The following is a 6,417-nucleotide window of genomic DNA, read 5'->3' as shown; positions in this document are numbered from 1 at the left end:
CACCATCCGACAGCGACTCAAGGTCTTGGTAGCTCATCTTCTCTCCACAGAAATGTTGAGGGCAACATTCTTATTCTCCTACCTCCTGCTCTAACTGGCACATCACTCCACTATTCATGCAGGAGGTCTAGTAAATGCTTAGGGATTTGCAAAGAAATAATATCCCCTCTTCATTCCCCTACCCTCCTAACCTTTTACTCTCCTACCCCTCCCAATTGGGATTTTATTGATGCGCTGTTCCCTTAATTAATGCTCAGTAAAACTAAAATATTCTAAAATAATTTATGCCAACAGCAGATAACATCGAGTCGTTAATTCAAATTGCTTGCAGTCATCCACCGGGTAGTCTAGCGCGACAGCAATATTTAACCAAAGGGATTCGGTTGATTGCCCCCCGGTTATGGCGAGAATCAGTGCCGTACTATCAAGATGCATTGCAGCAGACTTGGGTCTTTTTCTGCCAGAACATTTGTGAGGTAGGGACGGGAGAAGCCTATAACCCAGAACGCGGAACCGTTGTTACCTGGCTGAACTATTATCTCAAACGACGGCTCCAAGACGGCTTTACCCAAGTGCAGCAACACAAGCTGCGAACCGCATCAACCTATGCCAGAGTGGAGCGATCGGGCGGTGATGGCGATGTGGTTGACCCGATCGATCATTTGCCCGCACCAGAAAGCATTCCACCCATTCTTGAAGCTGTGCAGGCATGGGCCACTGCGGATGCAACGGGGGAGTTACGACAGGTTCACATTGAAGGACATCCCCAAGTAAATTGCCAACTGTTGATTTTGCGGCGGCTGCCACCGGAGAGCAGTTGGCAGGAATTGGCGACGGAATTTAAGGTGTCGGTTTCGACCTTGAGCAGTTTTTATCAGCGACAATGTTTGACCCGTTTGCGTAAGTTTGGGTCAGCGGAAGGATATATTGATTAGCTCATAATGGGCAACTATTACGGTGGTAAGGCAATTGAGTGCATAGGAGAAAATAGATATGGATGCCCAGTATTTTGATGAAACTGCCTTACCGATGCCATTAACTGAGGTAGCTTTAGCGATTGCCGATCGCTTTGCAGGGGCTCAACCAGCTGGTGTCAAACGTGATCAAGTTCGCCATAATGCTTTAGCCGTTCAAGTGGTGGCAGACTATTTGAATTTGATGGGGATTGAGACGGCTCTCTCTGAAGGGGATAGCTGGAATGCCGTAACTCAGCTCTGTAGCAATGTTGCGGATTTAGTCATTCCTGGGGTGGGTCGCTTGGAATGTCGGCCTGTCACTGATTTAACCTCTGATTGTTATATCCCTGCCGATGTTTGGCACGATCGCATTGGTTATGTGGTTGTCCATCTTGATCCAGATGTCAAACAAGAAGGGTTGATTCTGGGTTTTATTCCCACTGTGACGCAGGAAAACTGGCCCTTGAGTCAATTGGGCACGATCGAGGATCTGTTGACCCATCTCTTTGAATTGCGCACCCAGACAGCGTCACAACCAACAGTACGAACCAAATTAACACAATGGTTAGAAGCCCAATTAGAACAATTAGATCAATTCGTAGAAAGTGGTTGGCAATCGATCGAATCGTTATTATCACCCGCACAAATGGTGCCAGCCTATGTAGTGCGTCGGGATCATCAAGATCCTGATGCGGTTGAATTTGTCACTCAGGCGAAGCGGGTGGATTTTCAACGGGGAGAAATTCAGGTGTTGCTCGTTGCGGGTCTTGCAGAATTACCGGAAGCAGTCAGGATACGCATCCAAGTTTTCGCGATCGATCCGAATGACAATCTTCCCCAGGGTTTACTTCTACAAGTTTTGGATGAGGCAGATCATGTTTTGCTGGAGCAGGTTGCAGGTAATCACGATCGGGGATTGCAATTTATATTTGAAGGTGAGCGGGGAGAGGTTTTTGGAGTGAAATTGAGTTGGCAGGATGAGACTATGGTGGAAATCTTTGAAATCTAGCTTGTGAAATCTAGCGGTGGAAATTTTTGAAATCTAATGGTTGCATTCGTTGTCCTCAAGTTTACCGAAGGCAGTTGGGAGCAGGGGTTTCCCGTAGTGTTGCAAATCGCGGAGGCGGGGCGGACGATTACGACCGAAGTGACCGGAAAACTCCCTGCAAATCCTCAATTGTCGCGGCTCTACCGGGAATGGCAAACGGCCTATCAAACCCTCGTCAATGGGCCTCGGATTTCGATCGATCGTAGCCAAGTTTCCCGCATCCCTAGCATTTCCGGTTGTCAAAAGCTGGCTCAACAACTTCAAGCGACCTTTCAGCAATGGCTCATGGCAGAGTCTTTTCGGGTGATTCGGGAAACCTGGCTGGAAAAATTGGCGAGTGATCAAGCGATGCGAGTTGTTTTACAAACCGCTGATCCGATCGTGCAAGGTTTGCCCTGGCATCTTTGGGATATTGTGCAACGGTATAGCCAAGCGGAAATTGCGTTGAGTCGGCCATCGTTCGATCGGGTTGCCCCAATTGAGCAGCGATCGGATGACGTTCGGATTTTAGTCATTATTGGTAACAGTCAAGGAATTGATACCACAACTGATTTGGAACTACTCCGACAACTCCCTCAAGTTGAATTATTAGTGCTGCCAGAGCCATCTCGGAGTCAGCTTAGTGATGCCTTGTGGGAGCAGGCTTGGGATATTCTGTTTTTTGCGGGACATAGTTCGAGTCAGCCCGATCGCACGACAGGTAGTTTGGCAATTAACGCACAGGATCACTTAAGCTTGAGTGAATTGCAATATGCGTTGGAACGCGCCCTGAAAGCGGGATTAGAACTTGCCATTTTTAATTCCTGTGATGGGTTGGGATTGGCGCAGGAATTGTCGGCGTTGAAAATTCCGCAATTGATTGTGATGCGGGAGATGGTGCCCGATCGGGTGGCGCAGAAATTTTTGCAATATTTCCTCAATCATTTTTCCCAAGGGGATTCCCTCAGTCTAGCGGTGCGGCAGGCAAGGCAGCGATTGCAGGCATTGGAAGATGAAGCTCCCTGCGCCACCTGGTTACCCGTTTTATTCCAAAATCCGGCGCAAACCCCACCGACTTGGCAGAGTTTGTCCCAAGGTAATTTAGCCGCCGAAGCATCCATTGAAACGCCGCGCATCCCCGCCGCAATTGTGCCCAAACCCCGTCGAGTCTCGCGAATTCTTGGGCGGGTGGGATTGGGATTATTGTCTGGGGTTGTGATGTTGGGCTTACGCAGTCTGGGATTTTTGCAAGAGTGGGAATTGCAAACCTGGGATATGATGATGCGAATGCGTCCGGCAGAATCGACCGATCGTCGCATTTTGCTAGTCACGATCGATGAAACAGATATTCAAGCGCAACCCGATCGGGGGCAAGGTTCGCTATCCGATACGGCATTAAATCAACTATTGCAACGGCTGCAGTCCTATAAACCCAGAGCGATCGGACTGGATTTATATCGTGATTTTCACACGAGTCACCAGCAGAAACTGCTCAAACAACAACTGCAACAATTAGAAAATCTCATTACCATTTGTAAAAATAGTGATGCTGAACTGAAGCAAACGGGAATTGCATCATCACCGGATGTTCCGATCGAACGAGTGGGGTTTAGCGATTTTATCACTGACAGTGATGGTGTTTTGCGACGACAGTTGATGTTTATGAACCCTGATCCTACATCATCCTGCTTGGCACCCTACGGGTTTGGAACGCGATTGGCGATCGAGTATTTATATGCGGAAGGCCAAGCAGCAGAATTCACACCCGATGGTCAGTTGCAATTGGGTCAAACCGTCATCCCAAATATTCGCCGCCCGACGGGGGGTTATCAAACGATCGACGATCGAGGGGGGCAAGTCCTTTTAAATTATCGCAGTGGCAATCGTCCCTTTCAGCAAGTTAGTTTGATGCAAGTTTTACGCGGGCAAGTTGCACCAGAATTAGTTAAAGATCGCGTGATTTTGATTGGCACGATTGCCACCAGTGCGGGAGATTATTGGATGACACCGTTAGGACGATCGACGGAGGCACAGTTACAAGGCGTCGTGGTTCAAGCCCACATGACGAGTCAACTTCTCAATCATGTGCTCGATCGACGGCCTTTAATTCGCAGTTGGTCAAATGGGTACGAAATTGGTTGGATACTGGGTTGGACAGGCGTAGGAATTGGTTTGATTTCCTTTGTGCAATACCGTTGGCTAAAGCATTCTATTTTGGGAACGATAGCGATGTTTGGAGTGTTTTGTGGTGGCTTCTTGTTCGGGGGATATGCTTTGCTGCTGCGGGGCTTGTGGATTCCTGTAGTGCCACCAATAGCAGGAATCGGGCTGGCTACGTTGATCCTGGTAGTCAGCCCGAAAGAGTTGGGTAATTATGAAAGTAACCGCTCAAAGTAATTATTGTGGATTAGATGACTTGATTAGGGTTTGATTACCGCTTGCTGAATGTCGCGGAGGTCAAATTCCTGAACGATTCCATTTTTCAATTCAACTCGGAGTTTGCCTTGACTTGGCAGTGGAACAATTTTTCCAGCACTCGCTTGGTTCAGATCGATCGCGCCTTCTAGCTTAATTCGATAGTTGCCACCGTAGCCTGTGCCTTCGGTGAGGCGCATGAGAATGCGTTGACGACGGGGAATTTGCAAGGTGACCGTTTTGCGATCGCCGCTGCGGCTATTGGCAGTCGGCATGAGGGGGACAGGAAGCAGCTCATTGTTGTTGTCATCGTAGAACTGGAGAGAAGCAACGGCAATGCTACCTGTCGAGGGTTTGAGGTCAATGGTAACTTTGACATCGCCCGCATTGGCATCAAACCCAAAGAAAACGTCAGATTGGCGGGTAAGGGTACCTTGAATTTCGTTGCTTTGGATCAACGTAGGTCGATCGCGATCGGTGGATTGGGCATGGGCGGGCATCGTCGATGGAGCAAAACCAATGATGCCGACAGTGGTGACGAGGGCGAGGGTGGGCAGGCCAATCGTACGTTTGATCAAGGCTCGATAGGACATGGTGGAACGTCTCCAAAGTTGTGTTTAAAAGTGTGGGAAGGTGGGAAGGTGTGGAAGGGTGTGAATCATTGCAAGGCAGGCTTAGGTGAATTTAGCGGGGGACGGCTACGGGCGGAATGGGGGCAACGGGGATATTGAAGAGCGAATCATTTTCGATCGGGGTTTGCGTTTGGTGCAAGTAGCTGCCTTGATATCCACCGCCATTCACTTTCACAACGTAAGTTCGGGGTTTTACAAACCTTACGGTTGAGGCGGGTTGACGGAACGTTAGCTCATATTGGCAGGTGCCATCCTCTTTAACAAAGATTGCCGGTGCAGAAGCCATGAGCACTTCTTCGGGGATCGAAAAGCGATCGGGCATCGGGGGCTGGTCTTTTAATTCAATCAGGCTGACCTGTAACTGGGAACAAGGAACGTTATAGTTACCATTCGTATCTGGAAGATAACCAGAAATTCTCACGGGTAATGTGGCCCTTTTTGTCTGTTGCACAGCTTGTACGTCTGATCGAGATTGAATGGATTGAGCTTGGCTAGAAATCGATAGCATCGGTGCAATCAGGGTCGCTAAAGCGATCGGGGCGGCAATGAAGAAACGAGTGAAGCTCATAGTGAAAATCTCCTTATATATGTTTGAGAGTGAGTTTGTTTCAGATAGAGACCTATCTGGGCTAGGAGCAGATATTACGCAAAGAACTGAAAGTTTTTTACAGATCAAAGTTCTTTAGAATAAGAGTGAGATAAAACTAAAGGACCCTGGTTCCACATTATGGGGAATCTAAGCTAAAATCCTTATCCAGTCAGGGATACAAGCATTCAAAGGCTTAATTCTCAGGATCGGCTAATCATAGGGTTTTCAGCCATTTCTTTCCAAGCGGCGGAACCAGTGCCAACTAAAGAATTTACCGATTTATGAATCTTCAAGAAGTCAAGCATCAATTTCCAGAAGCGGTAGCTAAGATCGAGGCACTTGAAAGTCTAGGGTTCGCCTCGCGCAGTCTTGATTGGATTGATACCCTTGACCTTGAGCAGGCAAAGACAGCTTGCTGGTTAGTCGGAAGAGTCGGTGACGATCGAGACGCGGATGCCCTAATCATTATTTTGTCGGGTCACCGTCGTGAATTATTCATGCAAGCAGCAACCTCCCTAAGTCTCATTGCGACTGGGAGGCACCTACAATCCTTATTATCAATTCTCGCTACAAGTTCTGATCCGATACAGCGAAACAGTGTGGTATATGCACCAGGGTAAGCGCATCTTAAAGAGTAGCTCTGTATACAGACGATTTGCATAGACTGTGAGCTATCAGCTTATTCCCCCCGTACTCGTGACCGAATTGAGGTTTTGAGGGATGATCAACCTGTCCTGCTTATCCGAACTGAACCCATGTCTTCAGGCTTTACTCCACCGAATCCAGCCGTTTCTCCTC

General features: G+C 48.2%; 5 protein-coding genes. 3 read left to right on the top strand and 2 right to left on the bottom strand.

Annotated elements, in window-relative coordinates:
* Positions 1–284 precede the first annotated feature (284 nt).
* Genes ACN4EG_RS26810 through ACN4EG_RS26800 form a run of 3 tightly spaced genes read left to right on the top strand, consistent with a single transcriptional unit; the run spans position 285 to position 4,380 of the window.
* Positions 285–935 (top strand): sigma-70 family RNA polymerase sigma factor, encoded by a 651-nt coding sequence (locus tag ACN4EG_RS26810; protein WP_431633348.1) that lies wholly within the window; start codon positions 285–287, stop codon positions 933–935.
* Between the two features lie 58 nt (positions 936–993).
* Complete coding sequence (locus tag ACN4EG_RS26805) at positions 994–1,965, top strand: DUF1822 family protein (RefSeq protein WP_431633347.1); 972 nt, start codon at positions 994–996, stop codon at positions 1,963–1,965.
* A 36-nt stretch (positions 1,966–2,001) separates the two neighbouring features.
* The gene (locus ACN4EG_RS26800) at positions 2,002–4,380 is read left to right on the top strand and encodes a CHASE2 domain-containing protein (RefSeq protein WP_431633346.1); all 2,379 of its coding nucleotides are present in this window, start codon (positions 2,002–2,004) and stop codon (positions 4,378–4,380) included.
* A 23-nt stretch (positions 4,381–4,403) separates the two neighbouring features.
* Here ACN4EG_RS26800 and ACN4EG_RS26795 read toward each other — a convergent pair whose 3' ends face one another.
* Positions 4,404–4,991 (bottom strand): hypothetical protein, encoded by a 588-nt coding sequence (locus tag ACN4EG_RS26795; protein WP_431633345.1) that lies wholly within the window; start codon positions 4,989–4,991, stop codon positions 4,404–4,406.
* Between the two features lie 91 nt (positions 4,992–5,082).
* Positions 5,083–5,598 carry a hypothetical protein gene (locus ACN4EG_RS26790; protein WP_431633344.1) on the bottom strand — a complete coding sequence of 172 codons (516 nt, stop codon included), beginning with the start codon at positions 5,596–5,598 and terminating at the stop codon, positions 5,083–5,085.
* Positions 5,599–6,417: the final 819 nt, after the last annotated feature.

Source organism: Alkalinema pantanalense CENA528, from assembly GCF_050753345.1.
In the GTDB taxonomy this organism is placed as follows: Bacteria; Cyanobacteriota; Cyanobacteriia; order Leptolyngbyales; family Leptolyngbyaceae; genus Alkalinema; species Alkalinema pantanalense.
The sequence above is the reverse complement of the archived record's forward strand: the minus strand, read 5'-3'. Positions and strand labels throughout refer to the sequence as shown.